Raw genomic sequence first — 20,029 nt, 5'->3', positions numbered from 1 at the left:
TTTGGAGTTAGAGTATGCCTTCGGGCACTTTTCCCTCCCAGCAAGCCTGAGCGGGCAGTCCCAGGACGTGACCGATGACGACGGTCGTGTCCATGATGCTGATCGGTGCTTCGATAAGGCCGGGCTTTACGTCTGGGCCCGTAATTCCCCAAGTAATGGTCATATCCATGGGGTGATCACTTCCGTGATCGTTAGGATGTGCGCCTCCTCCGCCGTGATCCGTGACCGTAAGGATCCAGGTGTCTTCCAGCAGCTGCTGATCTTCGAGTGCTTTGACTATCATGCCTACGTACTGATCGGTTACGGCAATTTGCTCCAGCTGCTGATCCGTAGCGAATCCGTGCTTGTGGCCGGCGCCGTCGGGGTGATCCAGCTGAATGAACATCAGCTTGAACTCGGGCTGTTGATGAATATAATCGACGATGGCCTCCGCCAGCTCGGGGTCCGGTTTGGATTCCATATGAACGTTAATCGTATTCTCAATGATTCCCGTGTTGATCGGTGCCCAGCAGCTGAATGCAGACAAGGGGGCATCCGGCCATTGCCGGCGAGCCAGCTTGAACAGCGAGGCATAGGGGAAGTCCTCCGGAATCCTTCCGTGGATCGCCCGGTCATTATCAAGACCATGTCGATCCGGTTTTACGCCGTATAACAACGAGCCCCAACATTCGGCACTAATGCTCGGATATACGGTCTGAGCATCGTAAGAGTATGCTCCTGCCTTCAGCAGAGCGTGAATATGCGGAGCGTCCGCGTTTTGAATGAACCCGCCTGCTCCATCAATTCCAAGAATAACGACACGGTTAGCCATCGATAGATCCTCCTCGGTATGAACATTTTGATTTTCATGAATTCATGCAGACGATTCCTACCCCCATAGGGCAATCGTGATGATGCCTATCGTGATGAGCGCAGACATGACGATTCGCCGCCAGCCTTGCTGTTCGCGCAGCACGATGATGCCCAGAACGGTGCCGAACACCGTGCTGATTTCACGGACCGGGGCAATGTGGGCAAGCGGGGTGAGCCGCATGGCAAACAGGAACAGCAAGTATGAACCCGGTGCCAGGATGGAGCCCAGCAGAATCGTGCGCCAGTTCACCGACCATTCCCGTTTCAGCTGCCTGGACAGCGCCACGGGAACGACCAGGGCGACGAAGTAACTGATGTTGGATAACTGGATCAGCGAGACGGGGGAGACCCCTGCATCCAGAATGGCTTTGTCGGTCAAGGTATATCCGGAAATGCAAAGCCCGACCAGACAAGCATATAACAAGGCTTTGGGGTTTACGCTGGATTGGCCCCTGAGTCTCAAACCCGATAAAGCAAACAGCGAAAAAATGATAAGACTCAGTCCCATATAGCCTGCCGTGCTTAATTGTTCATGAAACAACACGAGGCTGCACAGCGAAGTCAACATGGCGCCAAGCCCCCGCATGAACGGATACACTTGAGACATGTCGCCATGGGTATAGGCTTTGGAGAGCAGCGTGATATAGCAGCCTTGAATGGTCATGGACAGCAGCATAAGACCGTAAACGGGCAGTTCCAGCCGCAGCCCCGACATCTCCACGACAAAATAAGGCATCAGAAAGACTAACGTGACGGAGTGGATGCACCACAGAAATACCGATTTATGAATGCTTCGCTTCGTAAACAGATTCCAGAGGGCATGGGTCAGTCCGGAAGACAGCACCAGCAGCAGTGACAGCAGCTCCATCGGCTATTGTCCTATGAGCACTTCGATGCCGCGGGCGGACAGATTATCCATCCATTCCCGTGAACATCCTTGATCCGTGATGACCATGGAGATATCATCCAGCTTGGCGAGCTTCGAGAACGTGGTTACCCCAAGCTTCGTATGGTCCGCCAGAACGATGCCTTCCTCCGCACGCGCAAGCATTTTTCGCGAGATATAAGCTTCGTCCAGATCATAATCGGTAATGCCATCGGTTAACGAGATCCCGCCAACCGAGATAAACGCTTTATTCACCTTGAACTGCTCCAGCAGCATTTCGGTAAGAGGTCCGGTTGACGCTTGCTTGGTCCGATCCATATCTCCGCCGATAAAAATAATCCTCCCCTGAAACATCTCCATCGCGAGGTTCAATATAGGCAGCGAATGGGTGATGACCGTGACATCAGGCCGGTCTTTAAGATAGCGCATGACCTCAATCGTGGTCGTCCCGTTATCGAGCAGAACGGTTTCGCCATCCTTGACAAGGGAGGCGGCGAGTTTGCCGATCGCGGCTTTTTCTTCCGCGCATGTCTGAGAACGGCTGGTGAAGGACGGCTCGATATGTCCGGAACGCGATTTGACGGCACCGCCGTAAACCTTGCGCAGTTGGCCTTCTTTCTCTAACCGGTCCAAATCCCTCCGGATCGTTTCGGCGGATACCTCCAGCTGCTCTGCCAAGGCGTGGACTTTCACCTTGCCTTCAAGCTCCAATTGATTCAAAATCTTCCCTCTGCGCTCCTCATAGGTTACGGACATAAATGCATTCGCCTCCATGTGATATATGACTGATGATGACCGAAGTTGTGGATTCGATCCTATATTAGGATGGATAATTGACAATGTCAACAAAAATCATTGACTTTGGGGCGTTTTCTCCTCTAATATACACATAAAACCACAACAACCAACATGAAAACCACATGTCCAAGTAAAAGGAGGCAATGTGCGATGAAGCCGATTCTTCGATTCGGAGACGATCATACCTTCAAGATCGTGCAGTTTACAGATATTCATTGGAAGAATGGGGAGCCGGAGGATCTGATGAGCCGGCGCTGCATGGAGACGGTGCTCGACCTGGAGCAGCCCGATCTGGTGGTGTTTACGGGCGATCTTATTTATTCCGGCGAAGCCGACACCGGTTATAGAAAGTGCCAGGATCCGGCGCAGGCCTTCAAGGATGCCGTGTCTGCGGTGGAGTCCCGCGGAATCCGCTGGGCCTTCGTATTCGGGAACCATGATACGGAGGGCGAGATCACGCGCGAAGAGCTGATGGATGTCGCCATGCAGCACGCTTATAATTGCGCAGAGCACGGCTCGCCGGATATTCATGGCGTAGGGAATTATACGCTGCCTTTATACGGAAGTAACGGAGAAGAGACGGCGGCCGTTTTGTACTTCTTCGACTCAGGGAGAGAATCTGAACACCCTGCCGTTCCGGGGTACGATTGGATCCGGCGCGACCAGATCCAGTGGTATGAAATGGCGTCCCGGGCATACAGCGCCAAGCATCAGGGGAACCCGCTGCCGTCATTGGCTTTTTTCCATATCCCGCTGCCGGAGTATCGCGAGGTGTGGGAGCGGAGGACGTGTTATGGCAGCAAGTTTGAGAGGGTATGTTGTCCGGAGGTGAATACCGGGCTGTTCGCGGCGATGCTCGAGCGAGGGGATGTAATGGGCACGTTCGCAGGACATGATCACATCAATGATTATTGGGGCGAACTGCACGGCATCCGCCTCTGCTACGGCAGAGCGACCGGGTATGGCACATATGGCCGCGAAGGCATGCTCCGGGGGGCAAGGGTCATTCGCCTGCATGAAGGACAGCGGCAGTTCGACACCTGGATCACGCTGAGCGACGGCTCGCAGATCCGGGAGCAGGAGAAGCATGAACCCGGGACGTCTGACTGATACACGACACGCACGGCAGTAACAAACACACCTCTTATGAACATGGCGGTTATGAACCCGGCCATTTCATGAGAGGTGTGTCTGTTTGCGTTATTTTCCCTGTCCGTTCGTAAGCATGCGCAGCAGCAGCTCCGCTCTAGGAGGCGTATAGCTCGGATCCTCCTGGGACTTCAGCGTCATTAATCCCGACAGCACGGATAAATAACAGGCCGCCAGTTCTCTCAGATCGCCAGCCGCGATCTCTCCTGCCTGCTGTCCGGCTTCGAACAGCGGCATGAGCTGATCCACGAAGGCATGGATGGAATAGCTCTCGATAATCCGTTTGGCCTCTTCCGGCACGCCATCCGAGGTGCGTGCTTGCTGAATCAGCATGAAGTGCGAATTATCGTCCTCTTGAAGAATCATGGAGGTCAGCAATGTAATTTTCTCAAGAGGGGTACCGGGCACGTCATAGATGTCGGAGAGCGCGTGCCGTGCCTCATCCATTGACCATTGTACGAGCGTAATGAACAACTCGTCTTTGGATTTGAAGTAATGATAAAGCAGGCCGTGACTGACCCCGGCTTCGCCGGCGATCATGCTCATTTTGGTTCCGAAAATACCTCTTTTTGAGAATACTTTGATGGCTGCTCGCATGATTTGTTCTTTTCGTTCGTCGCGTATTTGATGCAGTTGTTCTTCATTCAACGGGGCCATTTCTTGTCAATCCCTCACCATGGTATTCTCTTGCTGATATCCACAATAACGCATTTGAATTATTCGGGCAATCCCATGGTTAAGGGCAGGAATTCCGTATTGAAAGCGGGGATGATCTGTTCCAATAGCTCCTCCAGCGGCACGCCGGCCTCTTCCAGCGCTTGATGGAGCCAAGCGTTGCCCTGTCCGGAACGATCCGCATTCACGATGGCGGTGATGCTTTTAGCATTAAACAGATCATTAGGCGAAGCGAGCAGGCCGGTGACCATCATGTACTGCTCAAATACGGCCATGTCGTGATGGCTGTAAGCCAGTTCCTGGCATATGTCGAACAGCCTCTGGGCAAAAGAAAACCCTTGGGGGGACAAGCGGCCTTCGTATTTCACGCCTGCCCATCTTAGATCGGCCGCTGCACTAAGCCACCATGCAGGTTCTATGGCGGATTGAATCTCCTGAAGTGCCGAACGCTCGAATCCCTGTTCAAGCTGGACTCCTTCCTGCTTAGACTGCAAGCAGCGGTCCAGCGTGTCTGCCTGGATAGCCGCCACCGTCATGCCTTGGCCGAATATCGGATCGAAGCTGCAGAAGGCATCGCCAAGCACTAGAAGACCGGAGGGCCAGTCCTCCATCTCCTCGAAATGCTGTCTCACGCACTCTTCGATCCGGTAGCCTCGCGGACTCGAAACAGGCTCCAACTGCTCAAGCAAGTTTCCGATGGCGGGTCCGAATAGATTCTCGGCTTCCTGATTGTACAGATCGCTTTCGGTTGTCGGATAAGATGCCCCTCCCGCTCGATACAGCACGATCTCTGCAAGCTGATTCTCGATCGGATTGAAGACGGCCGTGCCGATGCCGAGGGCGGGGTCTCCTTCGTTCACGATGGTGCTCCACGCCGCATGGATTTCCTCAGGCACCTTATAATGCCGCGTGCTGTAGCCAAGAGAGATGTGCAGCCGTTCAGCCTCCGGTATCGCATAACCGAGGTCCTGCAGCCAATCAGCCAGCTTGGACCCGCGACCGCTTGCATCCACGACGATATCCGCATTCATATGAAGGAGCGCCGGCTCCTTGACGTTCCTGTCCCGGAACACAACGCCGGTAACGGCCTTCTTGCCGGCGTCAAACAGCAATTGTTGCGCCGTCAGTTTCGGTAAGAGAGTAACGTTTGGCAGTTTGGCCACTCTGCTGCGAAGGGTCCACTCCAGCAGGGATCGGCTGCATCCCGCATTAGGCTCATCGGGCAGTTCCAGCGTGCCGAAACGGTTGGTCATTTTAACGGACTTTTGCGCTCGGGGGTGAGCACCCTGCTGAAGCAGTTCCTCGGTTATGCCAGGGAACCATCGTTCAACGATCATTTTGCCGCGTTCAAGAAAACGGTGGGGATGATAAGCCTGCGGCGTACCAGCTCGATTCTCCGGACCTGCGGGAAATTCATCCCGATCAGCAATGACCACCTCCTCATAATGCCTCGATAACACGTTGGCGGTGAATAGTCCGGCTATGCCTCCACCAAGAATCAGCGCTTTTCCTTTGGAATTCATTTGATTACCTCCAATGTAGATTGATTTAGTCAGTCAATAATAAACGAAAAAAATACCATCTGATTTTCTGACTTGGACGAAGGTGACGGACTGATCGGGGGTGAGCCGTTTAAGTATAAACGAGAAGTTGTAGTTCTTTTCGTCTTCCTAAATTATGATTGATTCAATCAGTCAATAATAAAATAAAGGGATTTCCTGGATATGTCAATCCCGTTTTGTGTCAAAGAAGCGTGAATTGCCTATAACTCCCCTTGTGTTCCCCTCGGAATTTTGGGACAATAAGGAGTGGACTATGAATAGAAAGAGGACCAATCAATGAACAAACCATCCATTTATGGATTAACATTAGATCAGTTGACGGCTTGGCTAGGCGAGCGTGGACATAAAAAATTTCGGGCAACGCAGGTGTGGGAATGGCTGTATCGGAAGCGGGTAACGTCTTTTTCCGATATGACGGATGTGCATCCGGAATGTCTGCAGCTGCTCGAGGAACATTATACGATCCTGACCTTGGAGGAGCATACCAAGCAGGAGTCTCTGGACGGCACGGTTAAGTTTCTGTTCAAGCTGGTGGACGGCAACCTGATCGAGACCGTATTGATGCGGCATAAATTCGGATTGTCGGTGTGCGTGACCACACAGGTCGGGTGCAATATCGGCTGCAGCTTCTGTGCCAGCGGGTTGCTGAAGAAGAGCCGGGATTTGTCCGCAGCGGAAATCGTGGAGCAGGTCATGCAGGTTCAGCTTCACTTGGATCGGAGAGGCAGCAGCGAACGGGTCAGCCATCTCGTCGTAATGGGGATCGGGGAGCCTTTTGACAATTATGAGAACATGTCGGATTTCATCCGCGTGATCAAGGATCATAAAGGGCTTGCGATTGGCCCTCGTCATATTACGGTATCGACCAGCGGGCTGGCTAACAAAATCGTCGAGTTCGCGGACAGCGATCTGGGCGTGAACCTCGCCATTTCCCTGCATGCGCCGAACGACGAGATCCGGACCCGCATCATGAAGATCAACAAAGCGATTCCGATCGAGAAGCTGATGGCAGCGATTGATTACTATTTGGAAAAAACGAATCGCCGCATCACGCTGGAGTACATTCTGCTGAAGGATGTGAACGATCAGCGGGAGCATGCGCTCGAGCTGGCCGAGCTCGTGGGCGAGCGCCGCAATCTGGCGAACGTGAACCTCATTCCGTACAACCCGGTGGATGAGCACAGCCAGTACCAGCGCAGCACCAAAGAATCGATCACCGCATTTTACGATACCTTAAAGAAACAGGGCATCAGCTGCAGCGTGCGGCTGGAGCATGGCACGGATATCGACGCAGCCTGCGGACAGCTGCGCAGCAAGCAGATCAAGAAGGCTCAGTAACAAGCAGACAACGGGCATCTCTTGGAGGCATTACCAACGCACCATGGGTTGCCGAGAAGTAAGGGCGTATCCATTCGTATGGGTATGCTCTTCTTAAATTGGGGCCGGTAGGTGGCCTATACGAATCCATCGCGAGAGGAATGAGCAGAAATGCCGGAGATTCATTCAATCATCAAAAAGCTGCAGTACAAGGACCTCGGCCAGCCGGTTCTGATGCTTAACGCACCGCAGGCCTATCAAGAGGTCATCAGTTCCCTGCAGGGAGATGTTCATACGGAGCCTGTGCAAGCACCTTACGACTTCGTGCAGGCCTTTGGGACAAGCAATGAAGAATTACGGCGGCTGGCCGAGATTGCAGCCGGCTCCGTGGCGGATAACGGCCTGCTCTGGCTGTGTTACCCCAAGAAGACGTCCAAGACGTACAAGAACTCCGATTGCAGTCGGGAGAGCGTTACGGGCATCCTTGCCGACGAAGGCTACGAGCCCGTTCGGCAGATCGCCATCGACGAGGATTGGTCCGCCTTGCGTTACCGCAAAGCGGAGCTGATCAAGACGATGACCCGATCGTTCGCCGCAACCGCGAAGGGGAAGGAACGGACCGGTCAAGAGGACGGCAAGTGATCGGCTTCAGGGATATTTTATAGCCCGAATCAGCAAAATGACCCCTGCAAGGGTCATTTTGTCTTCCTAATATGTGCTCTTCTTGGGTGGTCTTCTTTTTTACCGTAAGTCAATTCGGTGCAGCTCGTTAAAGGTATGCGCTGATAGAATCGTAAATTGGGGAACGGCCTCGGGTTCCGGCAGAGGCAGCCTTTGAGCAATTAGAAAGAGTGTAGGGATGGGCGCTCTCTTGTGTATAATAAGCAGAGTGATAGAAAGGGTGGGAATATGTTAACGATCAAAGAATACAGCGTCGAGCTGGTGAAGGACCCGTTTGGAATCCTGACCGGCAAACGCTTTGAGTTTGTATGCGATTTGGACGTGCCGGAGGATGACGAGCTCTATTCGGAGCATGGCGTCTACCTGCGAGTGATCTACCTGGATGATGAGGACGCTTCGCGTATCGTCAAATACGATTTCTATGAGCGCACAACGGATCAGTATCTGGATTTTGATATGGAGCCCGAGGAAGAGGAAGAACTCACGGCTTTTTGCAGGGAGCATTTGCAGGAAGAAGCCTAAGGCATGATGATGCGGTTAGAAAAGCGCCATTGAGGGCTTCATTGCTCATCCCGTGTGAACTTGCGTGTTATGCGTCGCCTTATAAAGGCAGCAAACTGCTCAAGAAGTTCTTGCAAAGATTTCGTGGTTTTGGTAAAGTTATACACAACTTAGGATGAACGGAGGGTTACGTATGTTGGATTATTCCCGATTGAGATCTTTTCGCGGCTAATGAAATAGCGCTAAAGAGACCTGCACAGTTGCAGGGTAATCGGGATGGGTCCGTCATTTTTACGTAACCCATTTTTATGATATGTCTATAGGAGTGCATGTTTTTTCATGTGCGGGATAAGAGGTGTTTTCACCTTCCCGTATTTGAACGTGTATTCGAGTAGGCATTTCCAGGAACGGTGGACGGTAAGGTCCCGTTTCGGTTACCCAGCACAGGCAGCTCGTTGCCTGTGCTTTTTTGTTGTGATAACGGCCTATTACGATATCAATGAAATATGGAAGGGATGGATTCCTTATGACAATAGCTAAGCCCAATGACGATTATGCGCAAGTGATCCAAGAGATGCTGGAGATAGCCGGTAAGCACGGGGTGGATTTGAATCCCGAAGGCATTGAGATGAATGAATCCGGGATGGACTTTCTCGTTGGATTCGCGGAGGAGGCCAAGACCGGGGCAAGGTGGATCCTGCGGAAGCCGAGAAGAACGGATGTGCTGGACAGGGCGGATAATGAGGCGCGAGTCCTGAAGCTGATCCAGTCCCATCTGCCGGTCGACGTGCCGGATTGGCGCATATATACGCCGGAGCTCATCGCCTACCCGTTGCTCGGCGGGCAGCCTGCCGCTTCCGTCAGCATGGAAGGATATGCATTTAATATGGATGCCGAGAATCCGGGTGAGCCGTTCGTTCACTCCCTGGCTGAGGCACTGGTCGCCCTGCACGGAATCGACCACGATGCAGCCCGAGCCGCAGGCCTGCGGGTAAAAAGCCCCCAAGAAGTTCGCGAGGAGACTGCCCGAAACATGGACGACATCAAGGCCCGCCTAGGCGTTTCCGAAACGCTCTGGGAGAGGTGGCAGAAGTGGCTGGGAGACGATTCTTACTGGCCAACGCATTCCGCGCTGATCCACGGAGATCTTCATCCGCCGCATATCCTGATTGATGAGCGGGTGCGGGTTACCGGGCTGCTGGATTGGACGGAGTCGGAGGTAGCCAGTCCCGCCAAAGATTTCGTGCTGTATTACGCCATATACGGCGAGCATAATCTTCGTGTCCTGTTGGATCGGTATGAACAAGCGGGAGGAAAGGTATGGCCGCGCATGTTCGACCATATTGTCGAGCAGCATGCGGCTTATCCCGTGCTGATCGCCCAGTTCGCGCTCCTTACGGGTCAGGAGGAATATATGACGATGGCGCGGAATGCGCTGGGCTTGACGGAGCAAGCTGGTTCGAATTAAGAGGACGGGGAGGGGCGAGGTGCTCGATCCGATCCACCCTGATTCCGCAGAAATTAAAGAGCCAACCGACGCATACATTCGGTTGGCTCTTTGCATGATATAAATAACAGAATTCAACATAATTTTGGATGAGCCGTAGGACATATAATGAAATCGTGGTGAAATAAGGAGTAGGTTTAACGTATTTTACTCCATTTCGTAACGCAATTTACATACCTGTAAACCTCTTGGAAGAGTAAATATGTTATCCTAGACATACTAAACTTACATACATCATTCATTAAGGAGGGATTGACCGTGAATATTGAGGTACGTTTATGCCCGAAGGAACAGTCATTTATTCTGCATAACATATATCCGCTGTACTTGCATGACATTGCTGAGATATGGGGGGTCCGTCCTAACCGGTTCGGTGTATTTGAAAAAGAGGATGTGCCGACCTTAAGCGAGCAGAGCAAGCAGCTCGATGTGTGGTGGGAGCAGCCGTCGGTTCTTTTTCCTTATCTGATATCCGTAGATGGCATTGCGGCAGGGTTGGCCCTGGTGGCGACCACGCCATACATTCCATCGCCGAATATCCAGTACTACTTGAATGATTTTTTTGTGCTTCGGACTTTTCGAAGACAAGGTGTAGCCCAACGAGCGGCTGAGCTTGTGTTCGATCAGTTCCAAGGCGCATGGGAGCTTCAGACGAATCCGACCGAGCGCAATATGAGCACCCAGATTTTTTGGCGCAAAACGTTAAACACGTACACGGGCGGACGGTATACGGAACATGATGGCGTCCATCCGGAGAAGGGGGATATGCTGGTCTTCCGTTTTAATAACAAATAAGACGGGGACTTAAGCATCCTAGTTGGAATAGGGCTTGACAGCCGGATGATGCCGGGATAAACTGAGTTAAATTTTTCGAAAAATGCTTGGATGAGGACGCCAAGATCGCAAAGGAAGCTGAATCAGAGAACTGCTGGGCGGTGCGAAGCAGTCAGCGGCGATGAATTGGCCATCACCTCGGAGCAGATCCGCCGATTTATGTTGAGGCGTATCCGGGTTTACCCAGCCGTTACCATGGGGCATCATTGATGGATGATGACAAGAGTGCGTGCCCGGCTAGCCGGCACGAATCAGGGTGGTAACGCGGAGACAAGGCTCCGTCCCTACAGGGGACGGGGCTTTTTTGTGCTTTGGGATGCCGGAGACGCCAAAAGGCGGCGGGGCCGTCGATCGGTCCACCACTTGGGTCGGGCAGGGAAAGATCATGGGAAGAGAGAGGGATGAATCATGTTAACGAAGCTGATGCCACAGGACGAGGCGCTGTGCCGGGAAGAATTTATTCGGGATGAGGTATCGTACAACCTGATCCATCTCATTGCCGGGTCGCCGCAGCGTATTGGCCTGAAATCGCCGGACGGACGCATGATCTATGCGCAGTCGCCCCGCGGGAACGCCTGGTTATGGATATCCCGGGACGTTACCATGGATCGGCGGCAGTTTCTGCTTCGAGAACTGGTCAGCGAGCTGGGGGAAGCAGCCCTGCCGGGCGTAACGGGAGAACCGGGCGTGGCCGAGCAGTTCGCCAGCTGCTACGCAGAGGAGCGCCATGGAGCCTACCGTCATCAGATGACGATGGAGTCTTACCATGCCCCCACCGTCAAGAGCCCTTTAGGCGTAGAGGGGAGGATCAGACGAGCCGCTGTGGAAGATACGCAGAAGGTGGCCCGGTTTCTGGTCGGATTCTCGGAAGATGCTTATGGGGTCCGAGCGAATGCGGCAAGCCAGGTCGAGACCGCCGAACGACTCATTCAGCAGGGCGGGTTATATGTATGGATGGCCGGCAGCCACACGGTATCGATGGCCAACATTGCGCACCGGTCGCCAAGACACGGCCGCATCAACGCGGTGTACACGCCCAAGGAGGAACGAAAAAAAGGGTATGCCAGCGCATTGGTTGCAGACCTTGGATCTATCCTGCTGCAGGAAGGATTGGTTCCCATGCTGTACGCCGACCAGGCCAACCCGGACTCCAACCGGCTGTATCAACATATCGGGTTTACCCGATGCGGGACGATTAGCGACCTCAAGTTTGTCCACAATGGATAACGAAGCCCCGATGCGGCAAGGCTTGGACAAAGCTGGGGAAGACGAGGGGCCTCAACAAGTGTTATTCTATAAAGGTAGCTAGAAAATGCCGGGCCCGATTGGACAGGACATGATCCCTGAGCCAAACAATGCCCACGTCCGATTGGAAATCAGCGCTTGTAATGGACAGCGTCCGGATGTCGGGAATCGCGAAGGAGGACATGACCGACTCGGGCAAAATGGTGGCGCCAATGCCTTCGGCTACCAAAGCGACGATAATGGCAACGCTGGAGCATTCGCATATGACGCGCGGCTCAAGTTCGCCGCGTTTGAATTCTTGAATGACCCGCTCATGCATCCCGATCGTCTGATCGGTTTTTAAGGACAGGAACGGATATTCCGCCAGCTCGCGCATCGAGATTTCCGAATGGGAGGCAATGCTCTCCCAGCTGCTTGGAATGACCGCGACGAACGGGTCGGAGGGCAGGGGCTGAACGGCATAACGCTCGGGCCCGAAGCTGGATTCGAACGGAAGCCGGGTCACTGCGAGCTCGATATTCCGCTTGTCGAGCTGATCGGCCAGCAGGGAGTGGTCGCCTTCCCGAATCTTGAAGGTGACCTCGGGATATTGCTGCCGGAAGATATGGATGCGCTGAGGCAGGAGCGAAATGCAGGAGACGACGGCACCGATGGAGAGCATGCCGCGGACTCCCGCGTGGATCTCTTTCACCTCGGTCAGCGTTTCATTGAACTGGTTCAGCAGGGAGGCGGCCCTGCTCTGCAGCAGCTCGCCTGCGTGGGTGAGCTGAAGCTGCTTGCCGCTGCGTTCAAATAGCAGCACGCCGAGTTCTTCCTCCATCAGCTTCAGCTGACGGCTTAATGGAGGCTGCTCCATGTTAAGCTGTTTAGCCGCACGCGTGATCTGTCCTTCCTGGGCGATCGTCAGGAAATATCGCAGCTGCCGAATGTCCATTTTTCATACCCCCTCTCCATACCTTAAAGGTATGGTATCCCTATAAATCAGATATTTTTAATATAGGGCATCGATTGATATGATTCAACTAATAACGTTTGCAAAATAAGGAGATGTGTGCACATGAATTACGCGATATCCGTGGAATTAACGACCACCCCGAAGGAGAAGCCGAGCCATCATAAACAGGCTTTCGGCACGGTATTTACGGATCATATGTTTATTCTGGACTATGACGCCGGCAAAGGCTGGCACGACCCGCGCGTCGTCCCGTACCAACCGATCGAACTTGACCCTGCCGCCAAAGTATTTCACTATGGCCAGACCGTATTCGAAGGCCTGAAGGCTTACCTGACGGAAGATCAGCGGATTCTCATGTTCCGTCCGAACAAAAATATTCAGCGGCTGAACCTGTCCAACCAGCGCCTGAGCATTCCGACATTGGACGAAGGGCTTGTGATGGAAGCGCTCAAGCAGCTCGTGCTCGTGGATCGCGACTGGATTCCTTCCGAGCCGGGCACATCGCTCTATATCCGTCCGTTTGTCATCGCAACCGAGCCCGTGCTCGGCGTAGCGCCGTCGCTGCAATACAAGTTCATGATCATCCTGTCGGTGGTCGGTTCGTATTATGCGGAAGGCATCAATCCGGTCAGCATCTACGTGGAGCCGAAATACGTGCGTGCCGTTGCCGGGGGTGTGGGCAATGCCAAGACGGCCGGCAACTATGCGGCAGGTTTGAAAGCGCAGGATGAAGCCACCCTAAAAGGATATTCGCAGGTGCTGTGGCTCGATGGGGTGCACCGCAAATATATCGAGGAAGTCGGCAGCATGAACGTGTTCTTCAAGATCGGCGATAAGGTGATAACGCCTGCGCTGAACGGAAGCATCCTGGATGGGGTTACCCGGAACTCCGTCATCCAGCTGCTGCAGCATTGGAACATCCCCGTGGAAGAGCGGGCCCTTTCCATCGATGAAATCGTGGAGGCTCACCGCAGCGGCTTGTTGACCGAGGCTTTCGGCACCGGCACGGCAGCGGTGATATCGCCGATCGGTTCACTGGAATGGCAGGAGGAGCAATTGGTGATTGGCGAGGGAGCGACCGGCGAGCTTTCCAAACGCGTTTATGATGCCATCACGGGCATCCAGCTCGGAACCGTTGAGGATCCGTTCGGCTGGACGGTTGAACTTCCATTATCTTAATGCACCTGTAAGGATCCGCCCCAGGCATACTTGGGGGCGGGTCCTTTTTTTTTCACGGGCAAGAATAAAGCTTCCGTGGTTTACCTTCTATCTCGCCGCAGCTTGCGGTTTAATCATCTGAGCGTAAACGTCGCTCCATGTTTTTCTTAAGAGAGTCGCTCATGTTACGATGTGAGTACATCGTTGACACGTTATTTACGAGGCATGGAGGTGCAATTGAAGTGAATCGTCCGCAAAGCGTCGTTCCGGACGCCATAGATTTTTCGAACGCTGCCTTTCCGTTTACCGCGTCGACCACGCACGGCATATTCGCCGGAGCCCAGCGCCTGCATTGGCATCATGCGTTGGAGCTTAACTATATTCAAGGCGGAACCGGTTTTATTCTGATCAACGGGATGAAGCTCCCGTTTCAGCAGGGGGATATCATATTCATCAACAGTAATGATCTGCATCGCGCGTATGAGACCGAGAACCTGGTCATGGACGTCATTATGTTCGAGCCCTCCCTGCTGTCCATCGATCTCAAGTTCGATCCGGACCTGATGGCTCCCTTCCGCTCGCTCGGAAACGTAGACAGGCAATCTCCGGTGCACGATGAACTGGCCCGGCTGCTTCGGCGCATGATGGAGGAGTATAAAGCCCGGGGGACCTCTTATATGAGCCTGATCCGTTCGGATCTCATTCGTTTCCTGAGCTTGGCGAACCGCCATCTGTCGTCTCCGGCTCAGGAGCACAGGCCGATCAAGGGCAGGGGGATGCACGCGTTAAAAGAAGTCCTGCGCACGATGGAGCTTCATCTGGACTACGGCTGGACGCTGCAGGAGCTGTCGGATTTAACGCATCTGAGCCCTTCCCGGTTCAGCGCCCTGTTCCAGCAGGCGGTCGGAACCTCACCGCATCATTATCTGATCCAGCTGCGCTTGACCCATGCCGTGCACCTGTTGGAGACGACGGACCAGAAGATTATCGAGATCGCGGAAACCTGCGGGTTCCGGAATCTGTCCAATTTCAATCGTCTGTTCAAGCAGCATGTCGGGGCTTCGCCAAGCGAGATCCGGGAGCGCGCTTATGCAGGCAGTCCCATGATCCCCTCCGCCACGAGTTCCAAGAAACAGTAAGATAGTATCACTCCTTGATCGTATAACAGTAGATGGCAACCTGTGGAAGCGGTATCTTAAACATATACCACCACATGACGCCGCCGTTAGGCGGGTAGGAGTGAAGTCCATGAGTTTGTATCTGGGCGTGGATGCCGGCGGCAGCAAAACACACGCCGTCATCTGCGATGAACAAGGGAATATCCTTGGCAAGGGAGCGTCCGGCAACGGCAATCACCAGATTCACCGTGAGCATGCGGCCCGTAACATTGAGGAGGCTTGCAACCGGGCGCTTCAAGAGGCTGGAGCTGCCAAGGAAGATATCAGTTATGCCTATTTCGGGCTGGCCGGAGCCGATCGGGAAGCCGATTACGAGATCCTGCGCCCGATGATCGGGGCGCTAGGATATCCGAGACATGCTATCGCATGCGATACCATCATCGGGATGAGGGCGGGAACGAGCCGTCCGTATGGCGCCGCATTGATCTGCGGTACGGGCTTCAACAGCGCCGCCCGTAACCGTGCGGGAGAAGAGCTGCAGTATGGCGGCTTCGGTTTCTTGTACGGGGATGGATACGCTGGCGGATCGGGGTTTGCTACGCTTGCCTTCCGGGCGGTTATTCGGGCCTGGGATGAGCGGGGACCGGCAACCTTGTTGACGTCGCTCGTTCTGGAGCAGATGGGATATACATCCGTCGAACCGATGTACGAGGATGTCCTCTACGGCAGGACAAAGGTTCCGCCAAGTCTGGTGAAGACGCTGTTTCAGGCAGCTGAAGCGGGCGATGAGGTGGCTACCTGGATTCTCGAGAACGAAGGCGAAGAGCTGGCCAATGCGGTATGCACGCTGATTCGGCGGCTGGACATGGCGGACGAAGCCTTCGACATCGTCTACATCGGCAGCGTGCTGAACAGGCCGAACAGCTCGATCCTGACGGATGCAATCGAACGGATCGTTGCGGTCCGGGCACCCCATGCATCCTGCGTAAGGCTGACATCCGATCCGGTTTCCGGCGCGCTGCTGTGCGCGATGGATGCCGACGGTCATGCCGTTGATGTTGAGACGGAGGCCAAACTGAAAGCATTTACGTTTGAGCAGGCAACCACAGCCTGATCAGCATATCGTTGTAATAGAGCGTAATAGATCCGGATCGAAACGGATTGATATCATACCTTGGAGGCGATTAACGTGGCAGCAGGATTGAAGATAGCGGTCATCGGGGGAGGTTCCTCCTATACCCCGGAAATTGTAGAAGGTTTCATTCGCAATTATGAGCAGATGCCGATTCGCGAACTATGGTTCGTTGATATTGAAGAAGGTAAGCATAAGCTGGAGATCGTGGGCAATTTGGCCAAACGCATGGTCAAGGAGTCGGGTCTGCCGATCGAGGTTCACCTGACGCTGGATCGGAGGCAGGCGATTGCGGGTGCCGATTTCGTGACGACCCAGATGCGCGTCGGCTTGCTGGCGGCACGCAAGCAGGATGAGCATATTCCGATTAAACACGGCGTCATCGGCCAGGAGACGACGGGCCCGGGAGGCATGCTGAAGGCGCTGCGCACGGTACCGGTGATTCTGGACATTTGCCGCGATATCGAAGAGCTGGCACCGAATGCGTGGATGCTGAACTTCACGAATCCGGCAGGCATCGTCACCGAAGCGGTTGCGAAGCACAGCAAGGTCAAATCCGTCGGTCTGTGCAACTCCCCGATTAACTTTCAGAAGTTCCTGGCGGCGGAGTACGGCGTGTCGGAGAGGGACGTTCTGGCCGAGTTTGTCGGGATCAATCATCTTCACTGGGTGACGTCGGCGATCGTCAACGGCGAAGAGAAAATGCCGGAGCTGCTGGACGGCGGGAAATCGTATACGGCGAAGAACGTGCCGACCTTCGGCTGGGACGCGGATTTTATCCGTTCGCTTGGGGCGATTCCGACCTATTATCTTAAATATTTCTACATGACCGATACGATGTTCGCGGACATGAAGGCCTCGCTGGAGAAGGACGGAACCCGGGCGGACGTGGTCAGCCGGGTAGAGGAGGAGCTGTTCGAGCTCTACAAGGACGAGAATTTGGCCGTGAAGCCGAAGCAGCTGGAGCAGCGCGGCGGCGCTTATTATTCCGAAGCGGCCGTCAACCTGATGACGTCCATTTATAATGACCGTCATGATATTCAGACGCTGAACGTTTCCAACGGCAATATCTACGACTTCCTGCCTGCGGATGCCAGCATCGAGATCAACTGCGTGGTTACGGGCCAAGGGCCAATACCGCTGGCGCCGCAAAAGGTTCCTTCCCATGTGAAGGGACTGATGCATGCGGTGAAAGTGTACGAACAATTGACGATCGAAGCTGCCATTACCGGCGATCGCGGCATTGCGCTGCAGGCACTGGTGCATCATCCGCTGGTGCCGTCCGTGACCGTAGCGAAGCAGCTGCTCGATGAAATGCTGGAGGCGAACAAAAAATACTTGCCGGCTTTTTTTAATCCGGAGGCCGTGGTGTAACAAGATATCCAGGGCAACATAAAGTGGAAACTTGAAAAAAAACGAGCCTCAGCATGGCGCTGAAGCTCGTTTTTTATGTTTTCCTTGCAGGCTTAACCTCTAAGACTGACGGACAGCAGCGGAATGCCGCGGTCCGAAGATCGGTGCCGCAGATCGATTCACGCGGCCAGCGCTGCCACCCGTTATACGCCTGAATATGCCATGAAGCCGCCGTCCACGGGAATGACCGTTCCCGTAACGAAGCCGGAGGTCTGATCGTCCACGAGCCAGAGCAGGGTGCCGAGCAGATCCTCCGGCACGCCGAACCGCCTCATGGGGGTATGGGAGATGATTTTATGAGACCGCTCGGTTAATGAACCGTCGCTGTGGGTCAGCAAATTACGGTTCTGCTCGGTCAGGAAGAAGCCCGGCGCAATCGCGTTCACGCGAATGCCGGATTCCGCGAGATGTACGGACAGCCACTGCGTAAAGTTGTTGATGGCCGCTTTGGCTGCACTGTAAGCCGGAACCTTGGTCATCGGGCTGGGTGCGCTCATGGACGAGATATTCAGCACGACGGCCCCGGGACGTCCCAGCATCCCTTCCGCAAAGACTTGCGTCGGTATCAGCGTGCCGATGAAGTTCAAATCGAATACGCTGCGGAAGCCCGGTACGCTTAACCCGAAGAAGGTTGTCACATCGGACTGCCCCACATCTTCCGGACGGAAAATCTCGTTGGTTGTATTCGCGTCTTTCCGATTGCCGCCGGCTCCGTTAATCAGGATATCGCAGGGTCCGAAAGACTCGCGCACAGCTTTTTCCGCTTGCCGAACGCTTTCCACATCCGTTACATCGCAGGGAACGGCAATCGCCGTACCGCCGGCAGCCGTAATTTCATCGGCCACCTGCTGCCCTTTCTCGGCCGTACGGTTCAAGACGGCCACCTTGGCACTTTGCCGCCCCAGCTCAAGAGCCATCGCCCGGCACAATACGCCGGAGCCGCCCGTAATGACAACCGTCTTCCCGTTTAATGACGGATGAATGGGAAGGGATGGCGTCGCTTGCGGTGCGGATTCAACAGAAGCTCCGCTTGATTCGGCTTCGGATGTACCTGCTGCACGGATATTTACCTCACTCATTGTACGGCCTCCTTCAGCTCGGCTGGACTTCCCGCGCGCTCCCGGCTGTAAGCGTCCCACAGCCCCCAGAGATACATAATGCCCAAGGCGCGGTCATACAGGCCGTAACCCGGACGGCACTGCTCGCCCCAGATATGCCGCCCGTGATCGGGCCTTACGTATCCGGTGAAACCGTTGTCATGATAGGCCTGCACAATGCCGGAAATATCGACGGTGCCGTCCTCGGTACGATGGGACGTTTCGATGAAATCGCCGTTCTCGTAGACGCGTACGTTCCGGATATGCGCGAACGGAATCCGGTCGTGGAACTCATGGATCATGGAGACGATGTCATTGTCAGGATTGGCGCCTAGCGAGCCGCTGCACAGGGTCAGGCTGTTCGCCGGGCTATCATACAGCTGCAGGAATCTCCGGAGATTTTCCTGGCTGGTGATGACCCGCGGCAGGCCGAAGATCGGCCAAGGCGGATCATCCGGGTGAATGGCCATTCGGATGCCGTTCTTCTCGGCAGCCGGGATGACGGCGCTCAAGAAATATTCGAGGTTGCTCCACAAGTCCTCCTCGGTAACGCCGCGGTACGCTTCGAACAGGGAGGTCAGATGCGCCAAACGCTCCGGCTCCCAGCCCGGCATGGTAAGCGCGCTGTTCCGGTTGATCGTCTGAACCAGCTCCATCGGATCGATGCCGTGGATTTTGGCCTTCTCGAAGAAGAGGGCTGTCGAACCATCGGGGGTCTGTTTATGAAGATCGGTTCTAGCCCAATCGAAGACCGGCATGAAATTGTAGCAGATGACTTTGACACCGACCTGGCCCAATTTCTCAATCGTCCGGATGTAGTTGGCTATGTACTGATCCCGGGAAGGAAGGCCGAGTTTGATGTCTTCGTGCACATTCACGCTTTCCACGACGTCAATATGAAGCCCGTACGCTTTGGCCTGGTCCGCAATTTCCTCAATTCGCTCCATCGGCCATTCCTCGCCGACAGGAATATCGTGAAGTGCCCATACGATGCCCTCCACGCCGGGGATTTGTCTAATCTGATCCAGCGAGACCGTATCGTTGCCCTCGCCGAACCATCTGAATACCATGCGCATTTCTTCACCGTCCTTTACAAGTTTAAGGAGTTAACGCACTGCTGGGAATTTTGCAGTTACGAGTGTAACGCCA

Annotated in this window: 19 protein-coding genes; 11 read left to right on the top strand and 8 right to left on the bottom strand. The window is 54.3% G+C overall.

The annotated features are described in order from the left end of the window. Positions 1-7: 7 nt before the first annotated feature. The 3 genes from MHI43_RS31015 to MHI43_RS31005 are packed head-to-tail and all read right to left on the bottom strand — an operon-like array spanning position 8 to position 2,494. Positions 8-811 carry an alkaline phosphatase family protein gene (locus MHI43_RS31015; protein WP_036659391.1) on the bottom strand — a complete coding sequence of 268 codons (804 nt, stop codon included), beginning with the start codon at positions 809-811 and terminating at the stop codon, positions 8-10. Positions 812-868: 57 nt separating this feature from the next. Then, entirely contained in the window at positions 869-1,720 is an 852-nt protein-coding gene (locus tag MHI43_RS31010; RefSeq protein ID WP_036659388.1) for a DMT family transporter, read from the bottom strand. A gap of 3 nt (positions 1,721-1,723) precedes the next feature. Then, a complete protein-coding gene (locus tag MHI43_RS31005) occupies positions 1,724-2,494 on the bottom strand; it encodes a DeoR/GlpR family DNA-binding transcription regulator (RefSeq protein WP_015737932.1) in 771 nt (256 codons plus the stop codon). Positions 2,495-2,686: 192 nt separating this feature from the next. On the opposite strand from MHI43_RS31005, the gene MHI43_RS31000 reads away from it, so the two are divergent. Continuing rightward, positions 2,687-3,646 carry a metallophosphoesterase family protein gene (locus tag MHI43_RS31000; protein WP_015737931.1) on the top strand — a complete coding sequence of 320 codons (960 nt, stop codon included), beginning with the start codon at positions 2,687-2,689 and terminating at the stop codon, positions 3,644-3,646. A gap of 90 nt (positions 3,647-3,736) precedes the next feature. On the opposite strand, the gene MHI43_RS30995 is transcribed toward MHI43_RS31000, so the two are convergent. Next, the gene (locus tag MHI43_RS30995; protein ID WP_015737930.1) at positions 3,737-4,342 is read right to left on the bottom strand and encodes a TetR/AcrR family transcriptional regulator; all 606 of its coding nucleotides are present in this window, start codon (positions 4,340-4,342) and stop codon (positions 3,737-3,739) included. Between the two features lie 59 nt (positions 4,343-4,401). Next, a complete protein-coding gene (locus MHI43_RS30990; protein WP_036659387.1) occupies positions 4,402-5,883 on the bottom strand; it encodes an FAD-dependent oxidoreductase in 1,482 nt (493 codons plus the stop codon). Positions 5,884-6,198: 315 nt separating this feature from the next. Here MHI43_RS30990 and rlmN point away from each other — a divergent pair, with 315 nt between their 5' ends. The 6 genes from rlmN to MHI43_RS30960 all read left to right on the top strand — a co-directional run bounded on the left by rlmN (position 6,199) and on the right by MHI43_RS30960 (position 11,989). Continuing rightward, positions 6,199-7,260, top strand: a complete 1,062-nt coding sequence (gene rlmN, locus MHI43_RS30985; RefSeq protein WP_015737928.1) for a 23S rRNA (adenine(2503)-C(2))-methyltransferase RlmN — start codon at positions 6,199-6,201, stop codon at positions 7,258-7,260. A 150-nt stretch (positions 7,261-7,410) separates the two neighbouring features. Beyond that, complete coding sequence (locus MHI43_RS30980; RefSeq protein ID WP_036659385.1) at positions 7,411-7,881, top strand: hypothetical protein; 471 nt, start codon at positions 7,411-7,413, stop codon at positions 7,879-7,881. Between the two features lie 267 nt (positions 7,882-8,148). Further along, positions 8,149-8,442: a DUF6509 family protein gene (locus MHI43_RS30975; protein WP_009592692.1), complete on the top strand. Its 294-nt coding sequence runs from the start codon at positions 8,149-8,151 to the stop codon at positions 8,440-8,442. Between the two features lie 505 nt (positions 8,443-8,947). Beyond that, positions 8,948-9,889: a macrolide 2'-phosphotransferase MphI gene (mphI, locus tag MHI43_RS30970; protein WP_036659383.1), complete on the top strand. Its 942-nt coding sequence runs from the start codon at positions 8,948-8,950 to the stop codon at positions 9,887-9,889. Between the two features lie 297 nt (positions 9,890-10,186). Beyond that, on the top strand, positions 10,187-10,723 hold the full coding sequence (locus MHI43_RS30965) for a GNAT family N-acetyltransferase (RefSeq protein WP_015737925.1): 537 nt from the start codon (positions 10,187-10,189) through the stop codon (positions 10,721-10,723). A gap of 447 nt (positions 10,724-11,170) precedes the next feature. Then, positions 11,171-11,989 carry a GNAT family N-acetyltransferase gene (locus MHI43_RS30960; RefSeq protein WP_015737924.1) on the top strand — a complete coding sequence of 273 codons (819 nt, stop codon included), beginning with the start codon at positions 11,171-11,173 and terminating at the stop codon, positions 11,987-11,989. 61 nt (positions 11,990-12,050) lie between these two features. Here the strand turns inward: MHI43_RS30960 and MHI43_RS30955 are convergent, their stop codons facing one another. Next, positions 12,051-12,941, bottom strand: coding sequence for a LysR family transcriptional regulator (locus MHI43_RS30955; RefSeq protein WP_015737923.1), 891 nt, complete (start codon positions 12,939-12,941; stop codon positions 12,051-12,053). Positions 12,942-13,064: 123 nt separating this feature from the next. On the opposite strand from MHI43_RS30955, the gene MHI43_RS30950 reads away from it, so the two are divergent. The 4 genes from MHI43_RS30950 (at position 13,065) to MHI43_RS30935 (ending at position 17,744) form a co-directional block, all read left to right on the top strand. Further along, entirely contained in the window at positions 13,065-14,141 is a 1,077-nt protein-coding gene (locus MHI43_RS30950) for a branched-chain amino acid aminotransferase (protein ID WP_036659382.1), read from the top strand. A gap of 221 nt (positions 14,142-14,362) precedes the next feature. Further along, positions 14,363-15,259, top strand: a complete 897-nt coding sequence (locus tag MHI43_RS30945) for an AraC family transcriptional regulator (protein WP_036659381.1) — start codon at positions 14,363-14,365, stop codon at positions 15,257-15,259. A 109-nt stretch (positions 15,260-15,368) separates the two neighbouring features. Beyond that, complete coding sequence (locus tag MHI43_RS30940) at positions 15,369-16,352, top strand: BadF/BadG/BcrA/BcrD ATPase family protein (protein ID WP_015737920.1); 984 nt, start codon at positions 15,369-15,371, stop codon at positions 16,350-16,352. A gap of 75 nt (positions 16,353-16,427) precedes the next feature. Beyond that, entirely contained in the window at positions 16,428-17,744 is a 1,317-nt protein-coding gene (locus tag MHI43_RS30935) for a 6-phospho-beta-glucosidase (protein ID WP_036659380.1), read from the top strand. 182 nt (positions 17,745-17,926) lie between these two features. Here the strand turns inward: MHI43_RS30935 and MHI43_RS30930 are convergent, their stop codons facing one another. Then, complete coding sequence (locus MHI43_RS30930; protein WP_015737918.1) at positions 17,927-18,862, bottom strand: SDR family oxidoreductase; 936 nt, start codon at positions 18,860-18,862, stop codon at positions 17,927-17,929. Further along, positions 18,859-19,956 (bottom strand): mannonate dehydratase, encoded by a 1,098-nt coding sequence (uxuA, locus tag MHI43_RS30925; RefSeq protein ID WP_015737917.1) that lies wholly within the window; start codon positions 19,954-19,956, stop codon positions 18,859-18,861. The genes MHI43_RS30930 and uxuA overlap by 4 nt, the downstream gene beginning before the upstream one ends. Positions 19,957-20,029: the final 73 nt, after the last annotated feature.

Source organism: Paenibacillus sp. FSL H8-0457 (genome assembly GCF_038051935.1).
GTDB classification, from domain to species: domain Bacteria; phylum Bacillota; class Bacilli; order Paenibacillales; family Paenibacillaceae; genus Paenibacillus_AQ; species Paenibacillus_AQ lautus_A.
The sequence above is the reverse complement of the archived record's forward strand: the minus strand, read 5'-3'. Positions and strand labels throughout refer to the sequence as shown.

Coding starts and splice junctions, on each gene's coding strand:
- MHI43_RS30955 (WP_015737923.1), bottom strand. CDS start 12,941: ATGGACATTCGGCAGCTGCGATATTTCCTGACGATCGCCCAGGAAGGA.
- MHI43_RS31015 (WP_036659391.1), bottom strand. CDS start 811: ATGGCTAACCGTGTCGTTATTCTTGGAATTGATGGAGCAGGCGGGTTC.
- MHI43_RS30980 (WP_036659385.1), top strand. CDS start 7,411: ATGCCGGAGATTCATTCAATCATCAAAAAGCTGCAGTACAAGGACCTC.
- MHI43_RS30950 (WP_036659382.1), top strand. CDS start 13,065: ATGAATTACGCGATATCCGTGGAATTAACGACCACCCCGAAGGAGAAG.
- MHI43_RS30990 (WP_036659387.1), bottom strand. CDS start 5,883: ATGAATTCCAAAGGAAAAGCGCTGATTCTTGGTGGAGGCATAGCCGGA.
- mphI (WP_036659383.1), top strand. CDS start 8,948: ATGACAATAGCTAAGCCCAATGACGATTATGCGCAAGTGATCCAAGAG.
- MHI43_RS30930 (WP_015737918.1), bottom strand. CDS start 18,862: ATGAGTGAGGTAAATATCCGTGCAGCAGGTACATCCGAAGCCGAATCA.
- MHI43_RS30940 (WP_015737920.1), top strand. CDS start 15,369: ATGAGTTTGTATCTGGGCGTGGATGCCGGCGGCAGCAAAACACACGCC.
- MHI43_RS30960 (WP_015737924.1), top strand. CDS start 11,171: ATGTTAACGAAGCTGATGCCACAGGACGAGGCGCTGTGCCGGGAAGAA.
- MHI43_RS30975 (WP_009592692.1), top strand. CDS start 8,149: ATGTTAACGATCAAAGAATACAGCGTCGAGCTGGTGAAGGACCCGTTT.
- uxuA (WP_015737917.1), bottom strand. CDS start 19,956: ATGCGCATGGTATTCAGATGGTTCGGCGAGGGCAACGATACGGTCTCG.
- MHI43_RS31000 (WP_015737931.1), top strand. CDS start 2,687: ATGAAGCCGATTCTTCGATTCGGAGACGATCATACCTTCAAGATCGTG.
- rlmN (WP_015737928.1), top strand. CDS start 6,199: ATGAACAAACCATCCATTTATGGATTAACATTAGATCAGTTGACGGCT.
- MHI43_RS31010 (WP_036659388.1), bottom strand. CDS start 1,720: ATGGAGCTGCTGTCACTGCTGCTGGTGCTGTCTTCCGGACTGACCCAT.
- MHI43_RS31005 (WP_015737932.1), bottom strand. CDS start 2,494: ATGTCCGTAACCTATGAGGAGCGCAGAGGGAAGATTTTGAATCAATTG.
- MHI43_RS30995 (WP_015737930.1), bottom strand. CDS start 4,342: ATGGCCCCGTTGAATGAAGAACAACTGCATCAAATACGCGACGAACGA.